A 26,948-nucleotide genomic window follows, 5' to 3' on the forward strand; every position below is an offset into this window, starting at 1 on the left:
GGGGAAGCCCGCCGCCGCCTCTGAGGTGCTCATCCGGCAAGGCGGTCGCGGTGGTTCCAGTCCTGCCAGTCGGCGCGGGCCAGCCACTGTTCCTGCGGCTGGCGCTTGGCCAGTTCGGCGGAAATCTCGACCTCGTCGAAACCCACGCGGCGGGCCATGGCATATTGATCGGCGATCAGCTTGCCCGTCGCGCGCAGCCGGCCTTCATAGCCGAGGGCGCGCAGCCGGCGGGCCAGCGTAAAGCCGCGCCCGTCGGTCATGGCCGGGAAATCGATGGCGATCAGGCTGCGATGCAGGTGATCCACCAGATCCTCGGGCGAACTGTCCGGGGCCAGCGTGACCTCGGCGGCGTCGCCCTGCGGATGAAACCCGTCGTCGCGGACGATGATGGTTTCGCTGTCGCTCATGCCGGAACCTTTCCGCCCTGCGGCACACGCACCATGCGCCCGCCGATGAAGTGAATGCCGCATTCGGTCTTTTCCGAACCGCGCCAACGGCCGGCGCGCGGATCCTCGCCCGGTTTCACCGGCGAGGTGCAGGGGGCGCAGCCGATCGAGGGATAGCCCTTGGCCACCAGCGGGTGACGGGGCAGGTTGTTCTCGATCATGTAATCCTGCACGTCGCTCGAACGCCAATGCGCCAGCGGGTTGATGCGCAGCCGGGCGGGGGGCTCGGGCTCGAAGAATTCAAGCTCGGTCCGCTGGCCGCCCTGGAACCGTTTGCGCCCGGTGATCCAGGCGTCAAAGCCCGAGAGCGCGGCTTCCAGCGGAACGGTCTTCCTCAGGTCGCAGCAGGCATCGGTGTTGAACTGGTGCAGAGTGCCATCGGGGTCGTGGCGGGCGATCTCGGCGTCGGAGGCCTGGATCACCTGCACATTGGTCAGCCCCAGCTTTTGCGCCACCTCGCGCTGATAGGCCAGCGTCTCGGGGAACAGCATCTGCGTGTCGATGAAGAGGACCGGCAGGCCGGGCGCGACGACGCTGACCATGTGCAAGAGCACGACCGATTCCGCCCCGAAGGAGGAAACCAGTGCCACCCGCCCAAGCTCGGGGTCCTTGACCGCGCGGCGCAGAACTTCGGTCGCCGCGTGGTGGCGATACCGGTCGTTCAGGCGCGCGGCACGGCTGTCAAGCGTGCCATCAAGCATCAGCCTTCTCCGGATAGAGCGCGGCCTTGAACGGTGCGACGCCAAGGCGGCGATAGGTGTCGATGAAGGGTTCGTTCGCGTCCTCGCGCTGCTCCAGGTAGGCGCGCATCAGCCGGTCGATCGCGGGCACCACCTCTTCGGCGGGGAAGCCTGCACCGGCACGCTCGCCGATGGCCGGAATGTCGAAGCCGTCACCGCCAAGCGTGATCTGGTAGTTCTCGACGCCCGCGCGGTCCAGGCCGAGGATGCCGATATGGCCCAAGTGGTGATGGCCGCAGGCGTTGATGCAGCCCGAGATGCGGATCTTCAGCTGGCCGATCTCGTCCTCGAGACCCTCGGCGCGGAAGTGGTCGGCAATGTCCTGCGCGATCGGGATCGAGCGGGCGGTCGCCAGCGTGCAGTAATCCATGCCGGGGCAGGCGATGATGTCGCTGGTCTTGCCGGCATTGGCGGTGGCCAGCCCGGCAGGCAAAAGCGCATCGTAGATCGCCGGCAGGTCCGAGACATGGACATGGGCCAGCACGACGTTCTGGTCGTGGTTGATGCGCAGGTCGCCATGGCCGTATTTCTCGGCCAGATCGGCCAGAAGCAGCATCTGTTCCGAGGTGGCATCGCCCGGCGTGGCGCCCGGCGCCTTCAGGGTGACGACGACGCTGGCATAGCCCGGCGCGCGATGGGCGTGCAGGTTGGTGTCGGTCCAGCTGCGGAAGGCCGGGCGCGCAACGCGGGCGGCCTCGTAGCCATCGGTCGGAGCCACGCGGAATTCCGGCGCGGCGAAATGCGCGCGATAGCCGGCCAGCGCCTCGCGGTCGACACCCTTGAAGGCGGCACGGCGGCGGACGAATTCCTCTTCGGTTTCGGCGCGGAACACGTCGATGCCGCGCTCGGACACGGTGATCTTGATCCGGGCCTTGTACTTGTTGTCGCGGCGGCCAGAGAGGTTATAGGTGGCGATGATCGCTTCCAGATAGGGCAGCAGATCCTCTTCCGGCAGGAAGTCGCGGATCACCACGCCCAGCATCGGCGTGCGGCCAAGGCCACCGCCAACCCAGACCTGGAAGCCCAGCTTGCCGTCCTGCTCGACGATGCGCAGGCCGATGTCATGCGCCGTCACCAGCGCGCGGTCGCGCTTGCCGGCCGAGATGGCGATCTTGAACTTGCGCGGCAGAAATTGATATTCGCCATGGTCGGTCGACCATTGGCGGATCAGTTCTGCATAGGGGCGGGGATCGGTCAGCTCGTCCGCAGCGGCACCGGCGAAGACATCGGTGGTGGTGTTGCGGATGGTATTGCCCGAGGTCTGGATGGCGTGCATCCCGACGGCGGCCAGCGCGTCCAGCATGTCCGGGATATCGACCAGCTTCGGCCAGTGGAACTGGATGTTCTGCCGCGTGGTGAAATGGCCGTAACCCTTGTCCCACTTGCTGCCCAGAAGCGCCAGGGTGCGCATCTGATCGGGGCTGATCGTGCCATAGGGAATGGCCACGCGCAGCATATAGGCATGAAGCTGCAGATAGACGCCGTTCATCAGGCGAAGCGGGCGGAATTCGTCCTCGGTCAGCGAGCCGTCAAGGCGTCGCGCCACCTGCGCGCGGAACTGCGCGGCGCGGTGGCGGACATATTCGGTATCGATGGGGCGGGCGTCAAACATGGCTGGCCTCGAGCGGGTGGACGGCGGCATTTTCGTTGGCGGCCTGCTTCTCGGCCTGAATGCCGTGGAAATAATTCGACGGACCGCGCTGGCGGAAGGCCTCGCGGAAATGCGTCGGCTCGGGGCCGTTCGGGCCGCGCCGGGCCTCGACCAGATAGGGGCCGACAACAATATTGGACTGACCGATGGCCTTGAGCAAAGCGAGGTCGGCAATCGCCTCGTCCTCGAAGATCGTCGCCTGCGCGGGATCGGCGGTCCAGCCATCCTCGCACATCCAGACGTTATGGCCTTCGCGCAGATTGTTCGCGGTGATGACGCCGGGTTTGGCGATCGTCGGAATGAAGGCTTTGCTCATTTTTCTGCCCTTTCGGTGGATGGGTTCAATATAGAATTTTGTTCTGGATTTTGGCAGACGGGTCTGTGAAATAAGGACGATACGACCCATGGGGCCAAGATGTCGGAACATGCTTCCCAGAATGCTGCACATGCACAAACACCTGTCCGTTTGGACGAGGTAGACCGCAAAATCCTGTCCCTGCTGCAAGAGGACGCCAGCCTGTCGCTGGACCAGATTGCCGACCGGGTGGGGGCCTCGAAAACGCCTGTGTGGAACAGAATCCGCAAGCTGCGCGAGGCCGGGGTGATCCGCCGGCAGGTGGCGATTCTGGACCCCGAGGCGCTGGGGCTGGAGGCCTGTTTCTTCGTGCTGATCCGCACCAGCGAGCACGAGAAGGACTGGGCCGCACGCTTCCTGAAGGCGCTGCGCGAGCGGCCCGAGGTGATCGAGGCGCATCGCCTGGCCGGAGACATCGATTACATCCTGAAAGTGCAGGTGCGGAACGCCCGCGCCTATGACCGCTTCTATCAGTCGCTGATCAGCGAGGTCAGGATCCATAATGTCACGGCGCTGTTGTCGATGGAGGAGATCAAGAACTCCACCGCGCTTCCCATCCCCGAGGCGACCCTCTAGGGTTCGGGGGGCAACAACGGAGGCGTCATGGCCGACGACTACACGATCTGGCACAATCCGAGATGTTCGACCTCGCGCTTCGTGCTGGAGGCGCTGCGGCGCGGCGGCATCGAGCCGGTGGTTCGGGACTATCAGAAGGATCCGCCCTCGGTCGACGAGTTGCGCGCGGTCCTGGCGGCGTTGGACGGCACGCCACGCGACCTGCTGCGGCGCAAGGGCGATCTCTATCTCGAGATGGGGCTGGATGATCCCGGGCTGACCGACGAGCAGTTGCTGCATGTGCTGTCGTCGCATCCGCAATTGATCGAGCGTCCGCTGGTCATTGCGCCGATGGGCACAATGCTGTGCCGCCCCAAGGACCGGGTCTTCGATCTGCTGCCGCAGAGTCAGACGACCTGATGCGGCTGGTCGACCTTCCCGATCCCGACAACCTGCCGGCGCTGGACCGGACGCTGTTCGATGCCGATGTGGCGGCGGGCCTGGGTCCTTCCGATCCGCCGGTGAAGATCGCCCTTCTGTTCGGCAGTCTGCGCGAGCGCAGCTATTCGCGTTACGCTGCCGAGGAAGCGGCGCGGCTTCTGAAGCTGATGGGGGCCGAGACACGGATTTTCGATCCGTCGGACCTGCCTTTCCCCGACCAGCACAAGGACGGCCACCCGGCGATTGCCGAGTTGCGCGATCTGGCGATCTGGTCGGATGGCATGGTCTGGTCCACGCCCGAGACCCATGGCCAGATGTCGGGGCTGATGAAGGCGCAGATCGACCATATCCCGCTGTCGATCGGCGCGGTGCGCCCGACGCAGGGCCGCACGCTGGCGCTGATGCAGGTGAATGGCGGCAGCCAAAGCTTCAACGCGGTCAGCAACATGCGCATCCTCGGCCGCTGGATGCGCATGTTCACCATCCCGAACCAGTCCTCGATCGCCCGCGCCCATGAGCAATTCGACGAGAACGGCCGGATGCGCCCCTCGCCCTTCTATGACCGGATCGTCGACGTGATGGAGGAGCTGATGCGCTTCACCGTCCTGACCCGTCCGCATCGCGCGCAGCTGGTCGAGCGCTATTCCGAGCGGGTCGAGGCCGGAAAGAAGGCCGAGGCGATCCGGCAGAAGCTCTGAGCTGCGCCCGCCTCAGGGCGCCAGTTGCTCGTAATCCAGCATCATGTAGCGCGCGGGTTCGTTCTTCTTCTCGCTGCCCTCGTCACTCATGATCAACAGGCGCGGTTCTCCGGCGAAGGTGATCGAGTCGATGGATTCGACGTTGTTCAGGTTGATGATGTCGGGCAGGGCGATCGGTTCGGGGCGAACACTCGGCGCGCCCGACCATGACCAGAGCTGCGAGTAGCGGTTGCCCTCGTAGCCCTCGATCTCGTTCACCATCAGGAAGCTGCCGAGGATCGGGTCGAAACTCAGCGCGCGGATGCCGCCGCCTTGCAGATCCAGAAGCACCGGCGGGCCAAAGCGCGGCGCGGCGCCGTCGTCGAAGATCTGGTCGGGATTCTCGATGGCGATGATGATCGAGCGGTCATTCGCCAGAGGCCCGCGCAGGCCGAGATAGAGATGGCCGCTCTGGTGGACATAGGCCAGCCCCTCGATGTTCAGCTCGTCGAAATCGGGTTCCTCGCCCAGTTCGGCGGCCAGTGCCTCGGTCACGACCGGGTCGCTGGCCAGCGCATTGCGCAGTTGCGTGACGCTGCGGATCTCGCCGACGCTGCTACCCGAGACGCGGAAGCGCAGCAGCTGTTCGCGGTCGGGATTGCGCTCGCCCTTGTTGGTCAGCGAATGTGAGGTGATGGCATAGACGCGATCCTGCGCGTCGATGGTCAGCCCCTCGAGATCGTTCAGCTGCCGCCCGAAGCTGCGGGCCATGCGCAGCCCGGTGGCCCTGTCCTCGCTGAGGCTGCCATCCTCGGACAGCGTCAGCAGGTTCATCGCCCGCGTGGCCTCGTCCTCGACCACGAGGATCCGGCCATCCGAGAGCTGCTGGACGGCCGAAGGCTCGTAGATCGCTTCGAAGGAACCGATGCCAAGATTGCGCAAGCGCACGATATTCTCGCTGCTCGAATTGCCGATGAGGGCGATGACCCCCTTGAGTCCGATGAAGGTGACGACAGAGGCCAGAAGCCCCCAGCGGAAACTGGTATAGGAGAGGTTCAAGAGCCGGAACTTGCGGTCAGCGACGGCACCCAGCCAATAGAGCTGATCGCTCATCCGGTAATAGACCTGCTCGCGGTCGCGCATCAGCGCCTGCATCCGCGACCAGTATTCCTCGCGCGTCAGCCGCACGCGATCCTCGTAGATCAGCACGTTCAGATCCTCGCTCGGCGCGGGTTCCTGCGCCACCAGAACCCGCGCGCGCAGGTCGCGCAGCCGGGCACGGCGCGCGGCCACGTCGCGCATCCAGCCCCAGACGGCGCCAATCAGGTCGGCGCGCTCGGGCGAGGCCGAGAGCAGCGCGAAGATGATCGAGACGGCGGCGGTGAACATGAAGACGCCGGCGGGCAGCAGGAAGGCGGGCGAGGAGGCGAAGATGAAGGCGCCCGAGATCATCAGCGCCGAGATGATGAACCCATTGAGCGAGATCATGATATTGGCCTTGGTCGCAGCCAGGGCGATGGTGTCCAGTTCCGCCCGATAGGCGTTGCGGAACATCGTCTCGACCGCCTTGTTCGACCCAAGCATCTCGGGTTCGGCCTTGTCCTTCTTGCCCTTCTTTCCCTTCTTCGGGGAACCGGCGTCATGACCGTTCGCGGCCATCGCGGCAGGGCCGGGTTCGGGATCCGACAGCGTCAGGGCGGGATGATCACCATCATCAGTCTCGGCGCTGATGCTGGTGATGTCCTGTCGGGACAGGTCGGTCTTCTGACCGTCTTCCGCCGATCGGTCCTTCTTCTTTTTCGCCATCTCTTTCCCCTTGCGCCACGACCTGACGGCCCGTCCAAGGACAGCGCAGCGCGACTGCGACCGCCGAGCGTCACATCGGTGTCAGTGAACTGACACAGTCACTATTCCCGAGAACGCCTCTGGTTCCCCAGAAATGATGAAATCAGACATTTGGTGCAAGCCGATGCGCGGAATCACGTACAAACGGTGCAAGCAATTGCAGATGCTGCAAAAAATTTGGCGACCCCGGTTGCCGGTCGCGGGTGGGTCAGTCGTCCACGACGCTGAAGAGGCGCGGCAGGGCCGGGCAGGGCAGCAACTGGTTCTTCGCCACGTCCGCCAGCGTGTGGTTGTGCAGGAACACGTAGACATGGGCCGAAAGGCTCTCCCACAGCCGGTTCGACAGGGTCTGCGCGCGCGAGCCCGACACTCCGCCCGAGGCGCCGGCGCCCACATGCATGGCGCTGACGGTCTCGTCCACCGCCTCGAGCACTTCGGCGATGCGTATGGTCTCGGGGGTGCGGGCGAGGCGGTAGCCCCCGCCGGGGCCGCGCACGCTGTCGACCAGCCCGGCACGGCGCAGCCGGACGAAGAGCTGTTCCAGATAGGCCAGCGAGATGTCCTGACGCGCCGCGATCTCGGCCAGCGAGGTCAACTCGTCCGGCTTGGCGATGGCCAGATCGGTCAGCGCGATGATCGCGTAGCGCCCCTTGGTCGAGAGCTTCATGTCGTTCCCCTGTCATTCGGGCCGCAGCGGATTTCTTGACGGCCCGCTTGGCGCTGCGCTATGCCGCAGATGCCCTGTTCTTGCGCTTTCGGCGCCGCAGCACCAGATAGTGTGGTCTAGAGCCCGACCGCTTTTGCGTCAAGAAATCCCTGTCCGTGAAGGAAGCCCATGCCCGAGTTGATTTTTCCCGGCCCCGAAGGCCGTCTGGAAGGCCGCTATCACCCGCAGCCGGGCAAGCCCGACGCGCCCATCGCCATCGTGCTGCATCCGCATCCGCAATATGGCGGGACGATGAACAACCGGGTGGTCTATAACCTGCATTACGCCTTCTACAACATGGGCTTCACCGTGATGCGGTTCAATTTCCGCGGTGTGGGCCGGTCGCAGGGCGAATTCGATCAGGGCATCGGCGAATTGTCCGACGCCGCCTCGGCGCTGGATTATCTGCAGGCGATGAACCCCAACTCCAAGCATTGCTGGGTCGCGGGCTTCAGCTTTGGCGCCTGGATCGGGATGCAGCTTCTGATGCGCCGCCCCGAGATCACCGGCTTCATCTCGGTCGCGCCGCAGGCCAATGTCTATGATTTCAGCTTCCTCGCGCCGTGCCCCTCGTCGGGCCTGATCGTGAACGGCACTGCCGACCGCGTGGCGCCGCCCAAGGACACCCATTCGCTGGTCGGCAAGCTGCGCGAGCAGAAGGGCATCACCGTCACCCACGAGGAAATCGAGGGCGCGGATCACTTCTTCCGCGATGACGAGGTGCATATGAAGCCTATGATCGATCTGGTGCAGACCTATGTGCGGCGGCGGTTGACCGAGACCAGCCGTTGAGCCTGACGGCCGAGGCGCGGCTGGATCGGCAGTTCGCCTTTCTGGTCGAGGCCGACCGGCTGAAATCGGTCCTGCGGGCCAATGTGCTCTTGGACCTGTCGCGGCCCGAGAACAGCGCCGAGCACAGCTGGCATGTGGCGCTGTATGCGCTGGCCTTCGGCGCGAGCGACCGGGCCATTGCCATGCTGCTCCTGCACGATCTGGTCGAGATCGACACCGGCGATCACCCGATCCATCTGGCCCATGATCCCGAGGCGCTGCGCATGGCCGAGGCGCGCGCGGCCGAGCGGATTTTCGGGCTCTCGCCGGATGGCGCGGACCTTCTGGCGCTGTGGCAGGAATTCGAGGCTGGGGTTTCGCCCGACGCGGCCATGGCCAAGCGCATGGATCACAGCCAGCCGCTGTTCCAGGTGCTGATGGCCCCTGACCCTTTGCCGGACCATGTGCAGATCGTGCGCGACAACCTGTCGGGCGGGCGCGCGGCGCGACTGCAGGCCGAATGGCCCGAGGCGATGGCGCTGGCGCAGGCGCTGATCGACGGGCAGGCGCTGCCCGAGGGTGATCTGGCGGCGCGGCTGAGGTTTCTGGCCGAGGCCGACCAGCTGAAATCGGTCTATCGCGCCAATACCCTGATCGATGCCTCGCGCCCCGAGAACAGCGGCGAGCACAGCTGGCATCTGGCGCTCTATGCCCTCGTGCTGGCCGATCAGGCAGGGCCGGGCGTCGAGATCGGCCGGGTGATCCGGATGCTGCTCATTCATGATCTGGTCGAGATCGACGTGGGTGACGTGCCGCTGCATTCGGCGGGCGGTCAGGCGCATGGCTCGGCGGAAATCCAGGTCGCGGAACTGGCCGCCGCGCGGCGGATATTCGGAATGCTGCCCGAGGGGCAGGGGGCCGGGTTGATGGCGCTCTGGCAGGAGTTCGAGGCGGCCGAGACGCCCGATGCGGTCTTTGCCAAATCGCTGGACCGCTGCCAGCCGGTGCTGCAGAACCTCGGCTCTGGCGGGGCGGGCTGGGTTGAGTATGACGTGACCTATGATCAGGTCGAGGCGCGGGTGGGCGAGAAGATCGCACGTGGCGCGCCGGTGGTCTGGGACTGGCTGCGCAAGCGGGTGCGGGACTATTTCGACAAGGCTGCTCCGCTGGCCTGAAGCCGCGCGCCGGCGGTAGGAATAGAACGGCATACCATCGCATACCGTCTTTTCTTTCGGCGCGATTGCGGCTATGAGGCGGCAACTCGCATTCAATCGAAGGGACCACCCATGTCGAAGATCAAGGTAGCAAACCCGGTCGTCGAGCTCGACGGCGACGAGATGACCCGGATCATCTGGGATTTCATCAAGCAGAAACTCATCCTGCCCTATCTCGATGTCGACCTGAAATATTACGATCTGGGCATCGAGGAGCGTGACCGCACCGACGACCAGATCACCGTGGACGCCGCCGAAGCGATCAAGAAATACGGCGTCGGCGTGAAATGCGCGACCATCACCCCGGACGAGCAGCGGGTCGAGGAATTCGGCCTGAAGAAGATGTGGCGCAGCCCGAACGGCACCATCCGCAACATCCTCGGCGGCGTGATCTTCCGCGAGCCGATCATCTGCAAGAACGTGCCGCGTCTGGTGCCGGGCTGGACCCAGCCGATCGTCGTCGGCCGTCACGCCTTCGGTGACCAGTATCGCGCCACCGATTTCCGCTTCCCCGGCAAGGGCAAGCTGACGATCAAGTTCGTCGGCGAGGATGGCGAGACCATCGAGCACGAGGTGTTCCAGTCGCCGGGTTCGGGCGTGGCCATGGCCATGTACAACCTTGACGACTCGATCCGCGATTTCGCCCGCGCCAGCTTCAACTATGGCCTGCAGCGGAACTATCCGGTCTATCTGTCGACCAAGAACACCATCCTGAAAGCCTATGACGGCCGCTTCAAGGATCTGTTCCAGGAGGTCTATGACGCCGAATTCGCCGATGCCTTCAAGAAGGCCGGCATCTTCTACGAACACCGGCTGATCGACGACATGGTGGCCTCGGCGCTGAAATGGTCGGGCGGCTATGTCTGGGCCTGCAAGAACTATGACGGTGACGTGCAGTCCGACATCGTGGCGCAGGGCTTTGGCTCGCTGGGTCTGATGACCTCGGTGCTGATGACGCCCGATGGCAAGATCGTCGAATCCGAGGCTGCGCATGGCACAGTGACGCGCCATTACCGCGAGCACCAGAAGGGCAATGCCACCTCGACCAACTCGATCGCCTCGATCTTCGCCTGGACCGGCGGTCTCAAGCACCGTGCCAAGCTGGACGGCAACGAGCAGCTGATGAAATTCGTCGAGACGCTGGAAAAGGTCACCGTGCAGGCCGTGGAAGATGGCTACATGACCAAGGACCTGGCGCTGCTGGTCGGTCCGGACCAGAAATGGCTGACCACCATGGGTTATCTGGAAAAGGTCGACGAATATCTGAACAAGGCGCTGAACTGAGGCGCCGAACTGACACGCTGAAACGAGGGCCGGGCGGTTTGCCCGGCCCTTTTTCATTGGGTCGGTGGCGACCCGTGACGGCTCGCGCTTCCTCTCTGGGTTGACGGGCCGCGCGCGCGGGGAGAGGCAAGCCGTCGCAAGGAAAAAGTGACAGCTTGATGCCGCGCACATAAGTTGACCGTAGGGAAGCCTGACTTCAGTCCATAGGCTGAATTTCGCCAACGATTCCGTTATGTCGTTCAACATGATGATTTGAAAATATTTTTTCTCTGACTCCTCGACGGGGAAAAACATGGACAGGCCCCTGTTCCCGCCGCATTGTTAACCAAGGTGGGAGGTCTCCAACACGGAACATGCGATGCCGGCTATTGGCCGACAGTGGATGAGTCATGCCTTCTTAACCACTTAAAGTTGTTACACAGGGAGCGAGAAAATATGCCGTCACCGAATCAGACCGTCGAACAATGGTGGGTGAACGATCAGACCCCGGACAATCCCTTTGGCAAGAGCGAGGATTACGATGCCTTCCTCGATTATCTCGGTGCGCTGCCGCGCAGCCTGACGCCGGCCATTGCAGCGAACCCGCTGCGGATCAATGTGACCGAGCTGAACGATCACCCCGACTACAAGGCGGCAGCCGTCGGTGCCCTGACGATGTGGTCCTCGGTCACGCCGCTCGAGTTCGAGATCGTCGATGACGCGGCGTGGAACCCCGCGACGGACTGGATGCGTGTGGTCAGCCCCGAGATCGGCGAGCCGAGTGACGGCAGCGCCTTTTCCAGCAACCGCTATGTCAGCGTCGGCCAGCGCTTCCACGATACCGAGCCGAACAAGACCGATATCGGCGGCTATGTCTTCGACAGCTTCATCCATGAATTCGGCCATGAGTTCGGCTTGAACCATCCGGGCCTTTACAATTACAGTGGCCCCGGTGGCGTGCAGATCAACTATCTGAACAATGCCACCTGGACCTATGACCGCCAACAATACAGCGTCATGTCCTATTTCGACGGCATCGACGTGGGCGAGGACAGCCGCTGGTCGGCTTCGACGCCGCTGACGGCAGATATCGAGGCGGTGATCCGCCGCTTCTTCTCGACCGTGGACGAGAACGGCGTGCGCACCTACCAGGTCATCAACCTGAATACCGGCGACAACCATTACGGCTTCAACAGCACGCAATATGGCTACGAGCTGACCGCCACCGGGATGCAGCACGACATCGGCTTCGTCATCCATGACACCGGCGGCAATGACACGATCGATTTCTCGGGCTCGACCCATGCGACGATCCTCGATCTGCGTGCCGGGCAGTTCTCCAGCGTCAACGGCCACAGCAACAACGTCTCGATCTTTGCCGGCCATAATGCCGACGAGACCGAGTATTACATCGAGAACGGCATCGGCAGCGACTATGCCGATATCCTGATCGGCAATGACGGCAACAACGTGCTGGACGGGCGCGGCGGTGCCGACAGCATGGCCGGGAATGGCGGCGACGACACCTATATCATCGACTCGCGCGATGACGTGGTGCGCGAACTGGCCAATGGCGGGAACGACACCGTCATCATCATGGACCGCTCGATCCGGATCCGGAACATCGCCAATGTCGAGAACATCATCTACGCCGATGCGACACCCACCGAGCCGGGCAATGGTGGTAGCACCAATCCGCCGGGCGGCGGCACCATCGGCAACCTCATCTTCGGCGACGCGGGCGACAACACCATCAACGCCGGTGCGGGCAGCAGCACGATCTTTGGCCTCGATGGCGATGACCTGCTGATCGGCGGCCGCGATACGCTGGCCAGCCGCGACATCAACAACACCATCCCGATCGCCGAGTTGGAGGACCAGACCGAGACCGACGATGCCGCCGATGCTCTTTATGGCGGGCGTGGCAATGACACGCTGGTCGGCGGTGCCGGCAACGATACGCTGGATGGCGGCGAGGGCGATGACGTGCTGCGCGGTCAGGACGGGGTCGACGTGTTCCTCGGCGGCGCGGGGTCCGACACGGTCGATTACAGCACGGAAAGCCCGTTCCAGCTTCTGGTGAACCTGGAAACCAATGTCGCCAGCGGCGGCACCGGTTCTGGCGATACCTTCTACAGCATCGAGAACCTGATCGGCTCGGATGACCGGATCGACCGCTTCATCGGCACTGCTGCGGCCAACCACTTCATCGGACGGGGCGGCGGCGATGTGTTCAACGGTCGGGCTGGCAACGATATCCTCGATGGCGGCAATGACGGCGACATCCTTTATGGCGAGGCCGGCAATGACACGCTGATCGGCGGCACTGGTCAGGATTACCTGGATGGCGGTGACGGGATCGACACCATCGTCTATTCCGGCAGCTCCGCCGGGGTGACGGTCGATCTGTTGAACGGCACGGCCAATGGCGGCGATGGTGACGGTCCGGTGCAGATCGTCGGGCGCGGCACGGTCATCCGCCACGACATCATCGCCAATGTCGAGAATGTCGTCGGCTCGCTTCACGATGACTACCTGATCGGCAATGGTCAGGCGAACAACCTCGCCGGCGGCTCGGGCGATGACCGCCTGACCGGTGGCGGCGGGGCGGATACGCTGAATGGGGGCGCGGGCAGCGACACGGCGGATTACGCCGACGCGACGCGCGGGGTCAATCTTGACCTCGGCCGTGCCAAGAATGCCGGGGATACCTATGTCTCGATCGAGAACCTTGCCGGATCGGGCTTCGATGACCGGTTGAAGGGCAATGGCTCCGCCAACGTTCTGACCGGGCAGGGCGGCGATGACAGGATCGACGGTGGCGGCGGCGATGATGTCCTGCAGGGCGATTTCGCCTACCAGGGCGAGCCGCTGCCGCGTCCGGGCATGGGCACCGGCTATGCCACCTTGGGGCCCGATGCGACCAACAACTCGATCGCGACCGCCTTCGACATCTCGAACAACTTCTCGCTGGCGGAAGATCCCGACATCTTCGACTCGACCACGGTGCTGCACACCACCGTCAATGCCACCGGCAACGGCCAGGGCGGCTATTACCGCATCGACCTGGCGGCCGGCACGGTCATCACCATCGATATCGACCACATTGCCGATCCCGACATCCATGACAGCTGGGTCAGGCTTCTGGACAGCGACGGCAATATCGTCGCCGAGAATGACGATGGCGGCGGTGACCCCGGTTCGTCCAGTGGCCGGGATTCGAGCACGGTCTTTGTCGTCGAGGAAACCGGTACCTACTACATCCTCGAAGGCGAGTGGAATCCCACCGCCCCGGGTAGTGGTTGGTCGGAGGCCGTGCCGGCAGGCTCAACCTACGAGCTGAACGTCTCGGTCGACTTCCCGCCGGCCCCGGCCGAGCCGGGCGAGGCCGGGGACGACCGTCTGAACGGAGGCGCGGGCAATGACCTCCTGGATGGCGGGCTCGGCGCGGATGTGCTGACCGGTGGCGCGGGCGAGGACAGCTTCCGCTTCTCGACCGAGCTTGGCCCGGACAATGTCGACCGGATCACCGACTTCAACGTGGCCGACGACACGATCCTGCTGGATCTCGACCGGTTCACCGAGGTCGGAGACAGCGGCGTTCTGACCTTCGGCGCCTTCCACAGCAGCCAGGCCGGCACGGCGCAGGATGCCAATGACCGGATCATCTATGACACCAATGACGGCACCCTGTCCTATGACGCCGATGGGTCTGGCGATGGCGAGGCGATCCAGTTCGCGCAGCTCGCGGCGCGGCTGAACCTCTCGGCGGCGGATTTCGTCATCATCTGATAGCGGCGGGAGTGGGGAACCGTAGGGCCTTCCCTCCCGTTTTTCTGCATGACCATCCGGGGCGCCTGACCAGTGGCGCCCCGTACCGTTCAACCGGAAGGACCAGACTGATGAAGCGCCAGACAGATCGCCGCCGATTGCTGTTTGCCGCCGGAACCGCTGCGGTCGCGGTGGTTGCCGGTTCGGTTTCAGCGCAATCAGGCGGTGTCAGCGGCACCGTCACCTTCGAGGGCGGCGGGCCTATCCCCAAGGGTCAGATCGAGATCACACTCGAGAATTCGGCAGTCGCGAAGACGGCGCAGTCTCTCGCCGCGACGGCGGGCGTGGAAAGCAACGGCAAGGCAACGGCGCTGGAGTTCACGCTTCCCGCCACCACGCTGGCAAAGGCCGTGCCCACGCAGGAGATCGTCGCCCAGCTTCTGCGCGAGGACGGCTGGCTGCTGGCCCGTGGCAGCGCCCAGATCGAGCCCGGCGCGCCGGTCGAGATCACGCTTTATACCGTCATGTACTAAGCAGCGCCGCCCGGCGCCGCCTCATTCAGGCAAATGGCCTGTCGATCGAGTCCGACGGCGCGACAAACCAGCGCGGGCCGGTCTCGGTCATGTAGGCGATGTCCTCCAGCCGGACGCCACATTCGCCATAGACGCAGAGCATCGGTTCGATGGAAAAGCACATGCCGGTGGCCAGCGGCGTCTGGTTGCCGGCAACGATCCACGGCTCTTCGTGGATCTCGAGCCCCAGCCCGTGGCCGGTCCGATGCGGCAGGCCGGGCACGTGGTAGCCCGGACCGAACCCGTCCGCGACCAGCGAAGCGCGGGCGGCGGCATCCACGGCGGCGCAGGGCACGCCGGGACGCGCGGCGTCGAAGCCGGCCTGATGGGCGCGCTGTTCACACTCCCACAGATGCCGCTGCCGCGCCGTGGGCGAGCCGAAGACATAGGTCCGGGTGATGTCGGAGTGATAACCGTGCAGCTTTCCCCCCAGATCGACCAGCACCATGTCGCCCTCGGCCAAAGTTTGTTCATAGGGCACGCCATGCGGATAGGCGGTGGCCTCGCCGAATTGCACGGCGGCGAAGACCGGTGCCAGGCCAAGCTTCTGATGTGCGGCTTCGATGAAATCCCTGACCTCGCGCGTGCCGATGCCGGGCCGCAATCCGGCATGGACGGCCTTTTGCACCGCATGGCTGGCATCCATCGCCACCTGCAGGATCGCCAGCTCGGCGGCTGATTTGATCCGCCGCTGCGCCGCGATCAAATCACCGGCCGAGGCAACCGCGACGCCGGGCAGGGCCATCATCCGATGCGCAAAGCCGAAGGGCATGGCCGGGTCCAGTGCGATCCGCCCCTGAACCTGCGCGGCGATCAGGGCAAAGGGATCCTCGTCCTCTTCCCAGACCGCGATATCGCCGGGAAGCCGGATCATGGTTTCCAGCTTTGGTCGTTCGAAATTCGGCGTCACATAGGTCAGCCGGCCATCCGCGCCGATCAGCGCTCCGTGCAGCCGTTCCGACAGGCCGAGGGACAGGCCGGTGTAATAGGTCAGCGAGGCGCTGGCATCCAGCCAGATGGCATCAAGACCCTGAGCCCGCATCGCGGCGCGCAGGGTGTCGATACGGCCCGAGAACTCGGCATCGGGAATGGCCGGGGCGTCCACGCGCGTGAACGCCGCCAGAGCCTTGTCGTAATCGGTGACGCTCACGCCCGTTGCGCCTGACGTGCGGCCTGACGCTGCACCACCCGGGCGCGGATCGCCTCGACATCCGTAACCGGCGTCGCGGCGAAGAGCGATTTGGTATAGGGATGCTGCGGATCGGCAAACAGCGCCTCGCGCGTGCCCTGTTCCACCGCCTCGCCCTTGGACAGCACCATCACGTCATCGGCGATATAGCGGACCACCGACAGGTCATGGCTGACGAAGACATAGGTCAGCTCGAACTCGTCCTGGAGATCGGCCAGAAGGTTCAGCACCTGCGCCTGCACCGACAGGTCCAGCGCCGAAACCGGCTCGTCCAGCACCAGCAGCTGCGGGTTCAGCATCAGCGCGCGCGCAATGGCGATCCGCTGCCGCTGGCCGCCCGAGAACATGTGCGGATAGCGGTTGAAGTGTTCAGGTCCGAGACCGACCTTGACCAGCATCGCCTCGGCCCGCTCGCGCCGTTCCGCGGCGGGGGTGCGGGTGTTGATGATCAGCGGCTCCATCAGCACATCGCCGACCTTCTGGCGCGGGTTGAGGCTGCCATAGGGGTTCTGGAACACCATCTGCACCTTGGACCTCAGCGCGCTGTCGGGGCGGTGTTTCGAGATGTCGACCGGCTGGCCATCGATGCGCAATTCGCCCCCCGAGGGCGCGTCGATCAGCGCGATGATCCGCGCCAGCGTCGACTTGCCCGAGCCGCTTTCACCGACGATGGCCAGCGTCTTGCCCTTCTGGACCGCGAAATCGATGCCCTTCAGCGCGCGCACCGTCTTGCTGCCGGTGAAGAGGCTGCCGGGGACGTGGTAATCCTGAACGATGGCGCGGCCTTCGACGACGGGGGTCTGGGTGGCGGGAGTTTGACCAGCCATCACGCGCCCTCCTTCTGGAAGATTTCGGACACGGTGGGCAGGCGGTCGCCTGTTGCGTGTTCCGGCAGGGCCGACAGCAGCGCGCGCGTATAGGGGTTCTGCGGTGCCTCGAACAGCGACAGCACGTCGGCCTCTTCCATCTTCTTGCCCTTGTATTGCACCACCACCCGGTCGGCGGTCTCGGCCACTACGCCCATGTCATGGGTGATGAGGATCAGCGCCATGCCGTAGTCCTCTTGCAGCTTCATCAAGAGGTCGAGGATCTGCTTCTGGATGGTCACGTCCAGCGCCGTGGTCGGCTCGTCCGCGATCAGCAGACGCGGATTGCTGGCAATCGCCATGGCGATCATCACCCGCTGGCTCTGCCCGCCCGACATCTGGTGCGGATAGGCCCGTAGCTTCTCCTCGGGCGAGGGGATGCCGACGGCGGTGAACAGCTCGATGGCGCGGGCGCGGGCCTCGCGCTTCGACATGCCCAGATTGATGCGCAGCACCTCCTCGATCTGGAAGCCGGCGGTGAAGGCCGGGTTCAGCGAGGCGATGGGTTCCTGGAAGATCATGGTGATCTCGCGCCCGATCAGCTTGCGCTTCTCGGCCTTCGACATCTTCAGAAGGTCGCGCCCGTCATAGGTCATCTCGTCCGCGGTGATGGTGGCGGTGTCGGGCAGAAGCCCCATCACCGCCAGCATCGAGACCGACTTGCCCGACCCGGATTCGCCGACGATGGCCAGCACCTCGCCCTTGTCGACATGCACGTCGATCCCGTCCACGGCGGTAAAGCTGCCGGTGGCGGTGGCGAATTTGACCGTCAGGTTCTTGATGTTCAACAGCGCCATGGCTCAGCTCCGCTTCAGCTTGGGGTCAAGCGCGTCGCGCAAGCCATCGCCCATCAGGTTGATCGCCAGCACCGAGACGAGGATGGCGAGGCCGGGGAAGGTGACGACCCACCAGGCGCGCAGGATGAACTCGCGCGCCTCGGCCAGCATGGTGCCCCATTCCGGCGCGGGCGGTTGCGCGCCCATGCCGAGAAAGCCCAGGGCCGCCGAGTCGAGCACTGCGCTGGAGAAGGACAGCGTCGCCTGCACGATCAGGGGGGCAAGGCAGTTGGGCAGGATGGTCTTGAACATCAGCCGCAGGTTGCCCGCGCCGGCGACGCGGGCGGCGGTGACGTATTCGCGCTTCTGCTCGGACATGACGGCGGCGCGGGTCAGGCGGGCGAAATGCGGCTGGTAGACGATGGCGATGGCGATCATCGCATTGGTCAGCCCCGGCCCCAGCACGGCGACCAGCACAAGGGCCAGCAGCAGCGAGGGGAATGCCAGAATCACGTCCATGACCCGCATGATGACATTGTCGATCCATCCGCCGAAGAAACCGGCGACCAGCCCGATGATGATGCCGCCGACCAGCGCGATCGACACGACCACGATGCCGATGAACAGCGAATACTGCGCGCCGAAGATCAGGCGGGACAGGATGTCCCGGCCCACCGCATCGGTGCCGAGGATGAAGCCCTCGCGCCCGCCCTCTTGCCAGATCGGCGGCACCAAGAGGGCGTCGCGGTATTGCTGGGTCGGGCTGTGGGGGGCCAGCACCGGGGCGAAGATCGCCACCAGAACCAGCAGGATGAACACGACGAGGCCGATGACCGCGCCGCGGTTCTGGCTGAAATAGAACCAGAATTCGGCCATCATGCGGCGGCGGATGGCGGCATTGGACAGCCTGACCGGGGTGTTGGTTTGGATGGTGTCGGTCATTTCACACGGATCCTCGGATTGATGAGGCCATAGGTCAGGTCAACCAGCAGGTTCACCAGCATCACCATGACGGCGATCAAGAGCAGGCCGGATTGCACCACCGGGTAATCCCGGCGCGAGATGGAATCGATCATCCACTTGCCGATGCCGGGCCAGGAAAAGATCGTCTCGGTCAGGATCGCCCCGGCCATCAGCACACCGACCTGCAAGCCGATGGTGGTGATCACCGGGATCATCGCATTGCGCAGCGCGTGAATGCCGATCACCCGGCGCGGCGGCATCCCCTTGGCGCGGGCGGTGCGGACGTAATCTTCGCCCATCACCTCGAGCATGGCCGAGCGGGTCTGGCGCGCGATGACGGCCAGCGGAATGGTCGCCAGCACCACCGAGGGCAGGATCAGGTGGCTGACCGCCGACAGGAAGGCACCCTTCTGGCCCGACAGCAGGCTGTCGATCAGCATGAAGCCGGTGACGTTCGGGAAGTAGTAAAGCAGGCTGATCCGGCCGCTGACGGGCGTCCAGCCCAGCATCCCCGAGAAGAAGATGATCAGCAAAAGGCCCCACCAGAAGATCGGCATGGAAAAGCCCACCAGCGCGGCGGTCATCGAGATCTGGTCGAACCAGCTGCCGCGCTTGATCGCGGCCAGCACGCCGACCGGCACGCCGATCAGCGTGGCGATGATGATGGCGCAGAAGCCCAGTTCCAGCGTCGCCGGGAACAGGGCCAGGAATTCGGTCAGGACCGGCTTCTTGGTGACCAGCGAATTGCCGAGGTCGCCCTGCATCAGCCGGCCGAGGAAATCGAGATATTGCAACGGCAGCGACTTGTCATAGCCAAGCGCCGCGGAAAGTTCGGCATGGCGCTCGGGCGTCACGCCGCGCTCGCCGGCCATCAGCAGCACCGGATCGCCGGGAAGGATCCGCACCAGCCCGAAGGCGATGATGGTGATGCCGAGGAATGTCGGGATCAGGTAAAGAAGCTTTGTCAGGATGAAACGGACCATGCGCCCTTGTCCTTGTGAAACGCGCGGGGAACTGGTCCCCGCGCGTCCGGTTTCGGTTCAGATAGGCCCGATTACTCGGCGATATCGACGGTCTCGAAGGTGAAGTCGCCCAGGGGGCTCATCACGAAGCCCGACACCTTGGCCGACATCGGCACATATTGGGTGGAATGGGCAATCGTGTACCACGGGGCCTGCTCCTTGAAGATCACCTGCGCCTGCTCATAGAGCGCCGTGCGCTCGGCCTGATCGGCGGTGATCTTGGCATCCTTCAGCAGCTTCGAGAAATCCTCGTTGCACCAGAATGCGCGGTTCGCGCCGCCTTCGCCAGCGGAATCACAGCTGAGCAGCACCTGCAGGAAGTTGTCCGGATCACCATTGTCGCCGGTCCAGCCCAGGATCACCGCGCCGTCACGGCCCGGCTCCATCGACTTGGCCAGGTATTCGCCCCATTCATAGGAGACGATCTCGACCTTCACCCCGACCTTGGACAGGTCTTCCTGCATCAGCTCGGCCGTGCGGCGGGCGTTCGGCATGTAGGGGCGCTGCACCGGCATCGCCCAGATCTTCATCGACAGGTCGGTGACGCCGGCGGCTTCCAATGCGGCCTTGGCGGCTTCCGGATCGTAGGGATCGTCCTGGATCGCGTCGTTATAGGACCACATGGTCGGCGGGATCGGGTTCTTGGCCGGCTCGGCCGCGCCCTGGAACACCGCATCGACGATCGCCTGCTTGTTGATCGCCATGTTCAGCGCCTTGCGGACCTCGGGCTTGTCGAAGGGCGCAACGGTGGTGTTATAGGCCAGGTAGCCGACGTTCAGACCTGCCTGCTCGTCAAGCTTCAGGTTGCTGTCGGCGCGGATCGCCTCGAGATCGGCCGGGGCCGGGTAGGGCATCAGGTGGCATTCGCCGGCCTTCAGCTTCTGAAGGCGCACGGCGGCGTCGGGGGTGATGGCGAAGACCAGATCGTCGATGATCGGCGCCGTGCCCCAGTAATCCGGGTTCTTGGCGTAACGGATGACCGCGTCCTTCTGGTAGGCCACGAACTTGAACGGTCCGGTGCCGATCGGCATGTTGTTCAGGTCTTCCTTGGTGCCGGCAGCGTCCAGCGCATCGGCATATTCCTTGGACACGATCGAGGCGAAGGGCATGGCGATGTTCGCAAGGAACGGCGCTTCCGGCGAGTTCAGCGTGATCTTGACGGTATAGTCGTCGATCTTCTCGACCGACTTCACCAGGTCCGGCATCGACATCGAGGTATAGTATTCATAGGTGATGCCCGGGATATACTGGTGCCACGGGTTCTCGGCATTGCCCTGACGGTCGAACGAGAAGATCACGTCATCGGCGTTGAAATCACGGGTCGGGGTGAATTTCTCGTTCGAATGCCATTTCACGCCCTGGCGCAGCTTGAAGGTGTATTCGGTGCCGTCCTCGGAGACTTCCCAGCTTTCAGCCAGGCCCGGCTCGACCTCGGTCGTGCCCTTCTTGAACTCGGTCAGTCGGTTGTAGATCGGATGCGCCGAGGCATCGAAGGTGGTGCCTGCGGTATAGGGCGCGGGGTCAAACCCCTCGGGCGAGGCCTCCGAGCAATAGACGAAGGTCTTGGCTTCGGCCATCGCGGCGGTCATTGCCAGCGCTGACGCAAAGATAAAGAATTTTTTCATAGGTCGTTCTCCCTGTTGTCGTTGTGAAAGCAATTGCCACGTCAATCGGCAAAAGCATTAACCACGCTCGTTGGCGTAGCCGAGCCCTCGCCCCGCCGCAATAACGTAGCGGCTTGCCGTAGCGGCAAGTCGGCGGATGGGGTTGCCGAATGCACGCTTGACGGGAGTCTCATCCGAATTCTGTAATCCGTGCAACATCTTTTTCCTGCGGCACAGATCTTGCTGCGCGTCGTGGCTGCGCCATCCGGCTTGCAGCGCCCAACCACCTGTCAGAAGATGCCCGCCCGGCAGAACCAGAAAAGACCAGGCCATGACCTCGCTTGACCGCATCAGCTTCGACCCTCTGTCGGACGCCTTCGCACAGGATCCCTATGCCGTTTACCGTTCCCTGCGCGAGGCAGAGGGGCCGACCTGGTTCGAGGATCAGGGCCTCTGGCTTCTGTCGCGATTTGCAGATGTGTCCAAGGTGGCGACCGACCCGAACATGGTGCGTTCGCTCGACGGGCTGGAATCTGCGGAAGAGGCCGCCAGGCGGCAGCGGCAGGCGAATTGGCACGACATGCCTTATCACCAGCGTTTCGTGCAGGTCTCGCTTCTGGACAGCGACGGGGAGCCGCATCGCCGCTTGCGCCGGCTGCTCTTGGGCAAGTTCACCGCCTCGGCCGTCGCCGGGCTGGAGCCGATGGTCCGGCAGATCGTAAACGGTCTGCTGGATGATCTGGAGGGGCGCGACGAGATCGAGTTCATCGAGGATTTCGCCGCCCATGTCCCCGGCCGGGTCATCGCCCATATCCTCGGCGCGCCGCAGGAGCATTCGGCCCAGATGCGGGCCTGGTCCGAGGATGTGGTGCAGTATTTCGACGTGGATCGCAGCGATGCGCGCAAGGCGCTGGCCGAAAAGGCCACGCGCGAGTTCCACGATTTCCTTGTCGAACTGAAGGCCGAACGGCAGAAAAACCCGCATGACGACCTGATCTCGCGCATGATCGCGGACGAGGCGACGGGGCAGTATCAGGGCGACGAGTTCATCTCGACCTGCATGCTGATCCTGATGGCAGGTCATGGCTCGACCATCGACGTCTTGGGCAGCGGGATGCATCTTCTGCTGAAGCATCCCGAGGCGATGGCGGCGCTGCGCGAACACCCCGAGGGCCTGCCGGTGGCGATCCAGGAGATCTTCCGCTATGAGCCGCCGCTGCCCTTCTTCCACCGTCACGCCACCGCCGAGATCGAGATCGGCGGGCGGGTCTGGCCCGCCGGCACCACCTTCGGCCTGCTCTACGGCGCGGCCAACCGCGATCCGGCGATGTTCGACGAACCCGACAGCTTCCGCATCGAGCGCAGCCCGAACCGGCACCTGGCCTTCGGGCAGGGGGCGCATCTCTGTCTTGGCAACAATATCGCCCGGCTGAACATGAAGGTGATCTTCGAGACCCTGCTGGCGCGGTTCGGGACCATCTCGCTGGCGCAGGAGCAGGTGGCGTACAAGCGCGGGCTGTCGGTGCGGGGGCCGGTGGCGTTGAACCTGCGCTTGTCGCGGCAGGGATGATGCGCGCCTAGCGTCCGCTGCGCGCGGTCAGGCAGTCCAGCATGCCGCCGGTATAGACGGACACCCGGTTCAGGTCGTCGCCAAAGATGTCCCGCGCCAGATCGGCAAGTTGGTCGTCGCCCTTGACCCTGACACGGGTTTCGCGCCGGCTGCCGGGGTGCTGCGAGATGATCGAATGGGTCAACCGTCCGTGGTGGAACCCGATCTCGTGGCGAAGGACATCCGTATTGCGCAGCGCGCGGCTGGATGCCTGCAAGCCGCGCCGGGTAGCCGACAAGCGATTGCGCATCAGGATCGTCATCAGTTGCTCGACATCAGCCGGGTCGATACAGCCAGAGCGGGTATCAATCGGGGTGACATTTTCGATTTCGGCGTCTTCCCCGTCACTGGAGATGACAAGATAGCAGTAAAGGCCGAAGGCCGCGATTGTCATCGCCGGCCAGATCGAAATCGCGCCGCTCTCAACCAGCAGCCCGATCAGTGCCAGGGCCGCAAGGCCAGCAAATACGACCGGCTGCGGCGGCGTCTGGAAGGGATGCCAGTGATGTTCAAGATAGCCCTGACCGGAAATCACGCGATTGCCCGGGAAAGCCGGGCTCCGGGAACCATCCCCGGCATGGGTGAAGTCGAGCGCGTGGATCATTCCGGTTCATGCTTCCCGATCACAGGCCCGCCCGAAAACGCAACTGGGATGAACGCTCACCCGGGACATCGCGCAATGGTCGGGGCAGTTACGACTCAATCTAGAGTTGTAATGCACAAACTGCAATGAAAAAATGGGGCGATTCCCGGCACCATATTTTCAAGCCTAGCAAACCGTTCAGTCCAGCAGAAGCCAAAACCTGCAGTCAATGCAAGATTCTTGTCCTGCAGGCGAGAATCCCGCGCGTCTAGAAGCTGCCCACCACGTTCATGAACACGCCGGATTTTCGCCCATCGAGGCTGCGCAGGTCGTCCGAGACATCGCCCCATTGGTAGCCAAGCCCCAGCTTCATGTTCGGGCCGACATGGCGCCAGACGCTGGCCAGCACGCCATGCTCGGTCACTTCGGCTTCCTTGAAGCGCATGCTGCGCAGCTCTGCCATCAGGTCCCAGTTGTGCATGACGTGATAATCCGCCCTCAGGATCGCCAGGTAGGCGGTGTTCGGGACGCTGGCGCCGCCGCTTTCGCGCTCGGTCCAGACCTCGGCGCGGCGATAGCCAAGCTTGCCGCCGATGGTCCAGAGATCGTTCAGCTTGTAATTGGCGTCGATGCCGAAGATGTGGCTTTTCTGGCGCGGGCCGCCCTCATCGCCGTCGAGATTGACCTGATCTGGGCCCGGCAGGTCCTCGAGATAGGTATAGCGCATCAGCATGTTCAGCCGGTCGTTGGCCACGGGGCGATAGGCGAGGCCCAGATTGCCCTCGATATAACGCCCGTCGCGCAGGGCCGACTCGCTTGAATCCGAGATGATCGCGTCCAGATCGCTGACCAGTCGCCACTCTTCGCTGAGCTTGTAGCGCAGGTGGCCGCTGAGGCCCCAGCTTTCCCGGTCGCGGTCGTCATCATCGCCGTCATCCGTGCGGTATTCGCCGCGCAGCCCGGTCTTCAACGCATCTCCATCGCTGAAGGCTGCGGCCAGCGAGATGCCCTTGCGGCGGATCTCGCCGCCATCGGGATCGGCCAGCCGGCCATTGGTCAGCGTGCCATCGACCTGCCAGCCTTCGGTGGCATAGCGCAGGCCATGCGTTACCCCACGCGAATGCCGGTCGCCGAAGCGATCGATGGTCTGTTCTGTGCGGAACGTGGTATTGCTGCCCAGCTGCCGCTCGGCCCCCAGAACCCAGATGCCGCGATCCCGGCCCTCGAAATCGGTCCGGTCAAAGCGCCGCATCGGGTCCATCCGGTACGAGACCCAGGTGCTGCCGTTCTCGCCACGCCAGCGCAGCGAGGCATCGGCGCCGAAACCCAGATTGCCGTCCGACACTTCGGCGGCGGCGCTGAGACGGTCCGACAGATCGGCCTCGGCCCCGACGCCCGCCCGATTGTTGCGGGGCAGGCCGCCTTCGTGGCTGGCCGTCGCTTGGCCGAACGCCCAGAGGCGATAGCCGCGACCGGGATCATAGGTCAGCCTTGCCCCCAGATCGGTGCGCTGGCCCTGCGCCTCGTCATCGCCATCCGGGTCCAGCCGGTCGGTATGGGCGACCTCGCCCTCAACCGTCCAGTGCGGGGCGATCCGGTGAGCGATGCCAAGCCGGCTGTCACGGCGCTTCTCGCCGCCGTCGCGGCGGAAATCCTTGTGGCCAAAGGTCAACGTGCTGGCCGGTCCAAGGGCCAGTTCGCCGAGGAAGCCCCAGTCGGTCTGGTCGCGGTCGATATCGTCATCGGCCGAGACAAAACCTTCCTGCTTGTCGTCATACCACAGCCCGATCGCCCCCTGCGCGCGACCGCCGGTCAATTCGGCCAGATCTGCCCGGCCTTCGAGCCGCACGGCATTGGCGCTCAGCCCGCGCCGCCCGGCCGAGAGCAGGTCATCCTCCTCGTATTCCAAGCCACCATCCAGCGATTCCGAGGTGCCGAAGCCCGGCCCCTCGCTTTGCGCCACGTCCAGCGACAGCCAGGTCGAGGCCGAACGCTGCCAGCGCAGGTCGACGCCGGCCAGCGTGTTGTCGGCGACCCCGGTGGTTTCCTTCTGCGCTGAAACCCCCAGCCGAACGGTTTCGCCGATCCAGCTTTGCGCCCGCGCGCCAAGCGCCATGCCGTCAACATCGCCGGTGGTCGGAACATATTCATACTGCACGACCAGATCGATCAGATCGTCGCCAAGCGGATTGTCCACGATCAGCCCGCCATCGCTGGCTGAGCCGGTCAAGGGAATGCCGAGATCGATGATGCCCTGGAAATAGTTGATGTCGTAATCGGTTCCGGACACCAGCCGCTGGCTGCGGATGATCCGGCCCGAGGTGCTGTCACGCCAACGGATCGTCACCACCTCGGTGCCGCGCAGGATGTCCTGACGCTTGAGGAAATAGACCGAGCCGCCGGTGCCGCGCAGCACGTCGCGCTGCATCAGCCGGTCGGGCTGCGAGGCATAGGCCGACACGACATGGCGCGGCTCGCCCGCCGCCGTTTTCTCGGTGGAACGCCACAGCGCCTGCGCCCCGTAAAGCGTGCGGTCGCTGCGCACCAGCTGATGCGGATCGTCCTGGGCGTTGTGGAAATCGCCCCACATGGCATGGCTGCCATCCTTCTCGACCCGGGCATAGATGCGGCCCGAGGTGGGGGCATCGGCATAGCTGGTCGAATCGTCGCCGAAGGTCGGATAGACGTCGTCCGGCGCGATCCGGTCCAGCACCTGCCGGGGGTTCTTCTCGTCCAGCCCGTCCAGCAGCTCGTCCAGCTCGTCCTCGCCGGTGTCGATGGCGGCGGTGACGGTATGGCCAGAGCGGGTCATGCCCTTGGCATAGCCCGCCAGCCGTCCGAGCGAATAATCCTCGCCACCGCGTTCGCGGCCATAGGTCAGATCGGCCTGACCGACCCAGAACCAGCCGGGACGGTCAAAGCGCAGCCGGCCCTCGACCGGGGTGATGCCGTTCTCGTCGGTTTCCAATGCGATGGTCGCGGGGTTCTCGGTCTCGGGCGAGACCGCACCGACCGGCAGCGGCGGCACGATGGGCTCGGCCGGGGCGAGGGCCTCGTCGATGGCCGGGGCAGGGGGCGGCGGTTCAGTCGCGGCGACCGTCGCCGCTGCGGGAATGTCGGGCGCGGGCGCGGGTGCGGCGGCAGCGGGCACCGGCTCGGACGGCGCACCAATGACGATGTTGAAGCCCGGGCCGGAGCTTTCCTGCGCCTGCGCCATGCCTGCCGCCGCCAGCGCCAGAAGGCTGACCGAGGCCAACACCATGCCATCGGTCCTCGCGGCCCGCTTCGGCTTCGCGTCCTGATCCATGCGCCGCATCATCGCGCCCCCC

General features: G+C 64.5%; 24 protein-coding genes. 9 read left to right on the plus strand and 15 right to left on the minus strand.

Annotated features, from left to right (window positions below; translation table 11 throughout):
* Positions 1–29 precede the first annotated feature (29 nt).
* From Q1A36_RS14775 to Q1A36_RS14790, 4 genes are read right to left on the minus strand one after another with little or no spacing between them, the layout of a single operon-like run.
* Complete coding sequence (locus Q1A36_RS14775; protein WP_299845642.1) at positions 30–407, minus strand: DUF934 domain-containing protein; 378 nt, start codon at positions 405–407, stop codon at positions 30–32.
* Positions 404–1,147, minus strand: a complete 744-nt coding sequence (locus tag Q1A36_RS14780) for a phosphoadenylyl-sulfate reductase (protein ID WP_299845645.1) — start codon at positions 1,145–1,147, stop codon at positions 404–406. The genes Q1A36_RS14775 and Q1A36_RS14780 overlap by 4 nt, the downstream gene beginning before the upstream one ends.
* The gene (locus Q1A36_RS14785; RefSeq protein WP_299845648.1) at positions 1,140–2,798 is read right to left on the minus strand and encodes a nitrite/sulfite reductase; all 1,659 of its coding nucleotides are present in this window, start codon (positions 2,796–2,798) and stop codon (positions 1,140–1,142) included. Before Q1A36_RS14785 ends, Q1A36_RS14780 begins: the two co-directional genes overlap by 8 nt.
* Positions 2,791–3,153, minus strand: a complete 363-nt coding sequence (locus Q1A36_RS14790; RefSeq protein ID WP_299845650.1) for a DUF2849 domain-containing protein — start codon at positions 3,151–3,153, stop codon at positions 2,791–2,793. Before Q1A36_RS14790 ends, Q1A36_RS14785 begins: the two co-directional genes overlap by 8 nt.
* Positions 3,154–3,252: 99 nt before the next feature.
* Here Q1A36_RS14790 and Q1A36_RS14795 point away from each other — a divergent pair, with 99 nt between their 5' ends.
* From Q1A36_RS14795 to arsH, 3 genes are read left to right on the plus strand one after another with little or no spacing between them, the layout of a single operon-like run.
* Positions 3,253–3,768, plus strand: coding sequence for an Lrp/AsnC family transcriptional regulator (locus Q1A36_RS14795; protein WP_299845652.1), 516 nt, complete (start codon positions 3,253–3,255; stop codon positions 3,766–3,768).
* A 27-nt stretch (positions 3,769–3,795) separates the two neighbouring features.
* Positions 3,796–4,167, plus strand: coding sequence for an arsenate reductase (glutaredoxin) (gene arsC / locus Q1A36_RS14800; RefSeq protein WP_299845655.1), 372 nt, complete (start codon positions 3,796–3,798; stop codon positions 4,165–4,167).
* Positions 4,167–4,886, plus strand: coding sequence for an arsenical resistance protein ArsH (gene arsH, locus Q1A36_RS14805; RefSeq protein ID WP_299845658.1), 720 nt, complete (start codon positions 4,167–4,169; stop codon positions 4,884–4,886). Before arsC ends, arsH begins: the two co-directional genes overlap by 1 nt.
* 12 nt (positions 4,887–4,898) lie before the next feature.
* Here arsH and Q1A36_RS14810 read toward each other — a convergent pair whose 3' ends face one another.
* Positions 4,899–6,671, minus strand: coding sequence for a DUF3616 domain-containing protein (locus tag Q1A36_RS14810; protein ID WP_299845661.1), 1,773 nt, complete (start codon positions 6,669–6,671; stop codon positions 4,899–4,901).
* A 247-nt stretch (positions 6,672–6,918) separates the two neighbouring features.
* A complete protein-coding gene (locus tag Q1A36_RS14815; protein WP_101752345.1) occupies positions 6,919–7,377 on the minus strand; it encodes an Rrf2 family transcriptional regulator in 459 nt (152 codons plus the stop codon).
* A 168-nt stretch (positions 7,378–7,545) separates the two neighbouring features.
* Here Q1A36_RS14815 and Q1A36_RS14820 point away from each other — a divergent pair, with 168 nt between their 5' ends.
* From Q1A36_RS14820 to Q1A36_RS14840, 5 genes are all read left to right on the plus strand, one after another.
* A complete protein-coding gene (locus Q1A36_RS14820; RefSeq protein WP_299845666.1) occupies positions 7,546–8,208 on the plus strand; it encodes an alpha/beta hydrolase in 663 nt (220 codons plus the stop codon).
* A 2-nt stretch (positions 8,209–8,210) separates the two neighbouring features.
* Positions 8,211–9,362: an HD domain-containing protein gene (locus tag Q1A36_RS14825; protein ID WP_299845750.1), complete on the plus strand. Its 1,152-nt coding sequence runs from the start codon at positions 8,211–8,213 to the stop codon at positions 9,360–9,362.
* 111 nt (positions 9,363–9,473) lie between these two features.
* Positions 9,474–10,685 carry an NADP-dependent isocitrate dehydrogenase gene (locus tag Q1A36_RS14830; RefSeq protein ID WP_101752343.1) on the plus strand — a complete coding sequence of 404 codons (1,212 nt, stop codon included), beginning with the start codon at positions 9,474–9,476 and terminating at the stop codon, positions 10,683–10,685.
* 471 nt (positions 10,686–11,156) lie between these two features.
* The gene (locus tag Q1A36_RS14835) at positions 11,157–14,456 is read left to right on the plus strand and encodes a M10 family metallopeptidase C-terminal domain-containing protein (RefSeq protein WP_299845669.1); all 3,300 of its coding nucleotides are present in this window, start codon (positions 11,157–11,159) and stop codon (positions 14,454–14,456) included.
* A gap of 110 nt (positions 14,457–14,566) precedes the next feature.
* Positions 14,567–14,968, plus strand: coding sequence for a hypothetical protein (locus tag Q1A36_RS14840; protein ID WP_299845672.1), 402 nt, complete (start codon positions 14,567–14,569; stop codon positions 14,966–14,968).
* Positions 14,969–14,993: 25 nt separating this feature from the next.
* Here Q1A36_RS14840 and Q1A36_RS14845 read toward each other — a convergent pair whose 3' ends face one another.
* From Q1A36_RS14845 to Q1A36_RS14875, 7 genes are all read right to left on the minus strand, one after another.
* Positions 14,994–16,157 (minus strand): Xaa-Pro peptidase family protein, encoded by a 1,164-nt coding sequence (locus tag Q1A36_RS14845; protein ID WP_299845677.1) that lies wholly within the window; start codon positions 16,155–16,157, stop codon positions 14,994–14,996.
* Positions 16,154–17,023: an ATP-binding cassette domain-containing protein gene (locus Q1A36_RS14850; RefSeq protein WP_299845679.1), complete on the minus strand. Its 870-nt coding sequence runs from the start codon at positions 17,021–17,023 to the stop codon at positions 16,154–16,156. The genes Q1A36_RS14845 and Q1A36_RS14850 overlap by 4 nt, the downstream gene beginning before the upstream one ends.
* Positions 17,023–17,859, minus strand: a complete 837-nt coding sequence (locus Q1A36_RS14855; RefSeq protein WP_299845682.1) for an ABC transporter ATP-binding protein — start codon at positions 17,857–17,859, stop codon at positions 17,023–17,025. Before Q1A36_RS14855 ends, Q1A36_RS14850 begins: the two co-directional genes overlap by 1 nt.
* Positions 17,860–17,862: 3 nt before the next feature.
* Positions 17,863–18,780, minus strand: a complete 918-nt coding sequence (locus tag Q1A36_RS14860) for an ABC transporter permease subunit (protein ID WP_299845684.1) — start codon at positions 18,778–18,780, stop codon at positions 17,863–17,865.
* Entirely contained in the window at positions 18,777–19,784 is a 1,008-nt protein-coding gene (locus Q1A36_RS14865) for an ABC transporter permease subunit (protein ID WP_299845687.1), read from the minus strand. The genes Q1A36_RS14860 and Q1A36_RS14865 overlap by 4 nt, the downstream gene beginning before the upstream one ends.
* Before the next feature lie 71 nt (positions 19,785–19,855).
* A complete protein-coding gene (locus Q1A36_RS14870; RefSeq protein ID WP_299845689.1) occupies positions 19,856–21,448 on the minus strand; it encodes an ABC transporter substrate-binding protein in 1,593 nt (530 codons plus the stop codon).
* 57 nt (positions 21,449–21,505) lie between these two features.
* Complete coding sequence (locus Q1A36_RS14875; protein ID WP_299845691.1) at positions 21,506–21,760, minus strand: hypothetical protein; 255 nt, start codon at positions 21,758–21,760, stop codon at positions 21,506–21,508.
* Here Q1A36_RS14875 and Q1A36_RS14880 point away from each other — a divergent pair.
* The gene (locus Q1A36_RS14880) at positions 21,759–22,997 is read left to right on the plus strand and encodes a cytochrome P450 (protein ID WP_299845695.1); all 1,239 of its coding nucleotides are present in this window, start codon (positions 21,759–21,761) and stop codon (positions 22,995–22,997) included. The two genes, Q1A36_RS14875 and Q1A36_RS14880, sit on opposite strands and share 2 nt — an antisense overlap.
* Before the next feature lie 7 nt (positions 22,998–23,004).
* On the opposite strand, the gene Q1A36_RS14885 is transcribed toward Q1A36_RS14880, so the two are convergent.
* Together Q1A36_RS14885 and Q1A36_RS14890 are read right to left on the minus strand one after the other, a co-directional pair.
* Positions 23,005–23,640, minus strand: coding sequence for a hypothetical protein (locus Q1A36_RS14885; RefSeq protein ID WP_299845697.1), 636 nt, complete (start codon positions 23,638–23,640; stop codon positions 23,005–23,007).
* A gap of 247 nt (positions 23,641–23,887) precedes the next feature.
* The gene (locus Q1A36_RS14890; protein WP_299845698.1) at positions 23,888–26,926 is read right to left on the minus strand and encodes a hypothetical protein; all 3,039 of its coding nucleotides are present in this window, start codon (positions 26,924–26,926) and stop codon (positions 23,888–23,890) included.
* Positions 26,927–26,948: the final 22 nt, after the last annotated feature.

The organism is uncultured Paracoccus sp. (assembly GCF_947487305.1).
Taxonomy (GTDB): Bacteria; Pseudomonadota; Alphaproteobacteria; order Rhodobacterales; family Rhodobacteraceae; genus Paracoccus.